The 1,584-nt window shown below is 36.9% G+C and carries 1 protein-coding gene; it reads right to left on the bottom strand.

What is annotated here, in order from left to right:
* Positions 1-244: 244 nt before the first annotated feature.
* The gene (locus tag HT703_RS11165) at positions 245-1,438 is read right to left on the bottom strand and encodes an O-antigen ligase (protein ID WP_172930097.1); all 1,194 of its coding nucleotides are present in this window, start codon (positions 1,436-1,438) and stop codon (positions 245-247) included.
* Between the last annotated feature and the right edge of the window lie 146 nt (positions 1,439-1,584).

Here is a 1,584-nt window from a genome sequence, read left to right as displayed (position 1 = left end):
CCCTGCATAAGGACGAGGGAGCGCTATTGTATAATAGATTGAAACTAGAATAGTACACCTCTACTTCTAAAACATTGTTAGAAATCTATTTGACTGTCCTGATTGATTCATCCTGTTCTTATCTCATTTCACTATATTCACCGATAGTGAATCTCTACAGAGGACTTACACCTCAGATGCACGACATGCCCATCGTATAAAAAAATCTCCTACCCAAGGTAGAAGAATTTTAATCTTATAAAACTTAATCCGTCATGTCCGATACCAAAGTTCGATGCTCCAATGGAATACTGCACATAACTAGCAAGAAAATAAAGCCTGACTGAATCCAGAAGAGAGCCAAGTCAAAAATTCCGTGCACAGCAACCACTGTAAGGAAAGATAGATAAAGGCCGATAATCGGACGTTTCCCCGACTCCTGACTCATATCCATCATCAAGCGAACAGGAGCAACAGAAGACAAAACTAATAAAATAGTCCCCACAATTCCGTAACTCAGAATCGTATCAATATAAAGGCTATGAGCATGTTCATGATAAGGAGCATGTATCCGAGGATACGAGTGCATATAGGTCAATGGCCCTTCACCCCAAAAAGGATTTTGCTTAAACAAGGCCATCCCAGCATCCCAAATAGAAATTCGTTCTTCCATAGAAGAATCTAAAGTCCCCATCCGAACTCCCAAATCACTGGAAAAGAGGAAGCTCAAGCCAATCGCAAATACCCCAATACTAAGCCAAAAGGCCTTCCAGTTTTTAATAGTCGTAAAGAGATAGATGATTGCTCCAGCGATAATAGCAGGAAAGGCAGTTCGATTTTGCGTAAAGTTCAATCCAAAGAGATTAACAAAGCCTGCAATCACACAGAATACTTTCAACCAATTCAACTTGGTCGTTGTAAATAGATAGAAAGCAATCATGATACAGAAACAACAAATAATTCCATAATAATTAGGATTAAAGAAGGTCACTTCTGCACGATTCTGATGCCACACCTGCATATTGGGTGAAAGAAAAGCATAGTTGAATTTCTTCACAATTTGGAAATGTTCTAAACTCGCAAAAGCAGCTGACAAGACGCTACCAAACAAGACGAGCTGCAAAATTAATCGAAAGAATTTATGTGATAAAATCGACTGATATTGCAAAAATAAAATAGCAAACAAAAACATTCCTACTGAAGCCACAAGACCCATCCAATTTTGTGCAAGAATGGATATAACAGTACTATAGCCAAGAAAAAGAAGCAGCATCGGATGCTCCCCCATTTTCTGAAGAATACTTTTCATGTCTCCTGTAAAAATCAAACTGATAATATATAAACAGAATACAACTACAAAAAGATAAAAGGGCAAAAAGATACTCAGGATAATTCCCAATAAAATCAGCTCTTTACTAGACAACCCCTTCAGCTTTTCAATAAAGCCTATTGATTTCAAAATGAATCCTTTCTCTCCAAATCAGCTGATTCAGATAATAGTAAGCTATCCTATATTGTACCACTTTTTTAGCAATTTGAAAACAAAGGAAACGTTTTCCAAAATAAAATGTAATTCGAATGTGATAATTGAAAGTTCTATAATGA

This window comes from Streptococcus sp. 3874, from assembly GCF_013276425.1.
GTDB classification, from domain to species: Bacteria; Bacillota; Bacilli; order Lactobacillales; family Streptococcaceae; genus Streptococcus; species Streptococcus pseudopneumoniae.
Note: the sequence above shows the minus strand (reverse complement) of the source record. Positions and strands in the feature narration are given on the sequence as shown.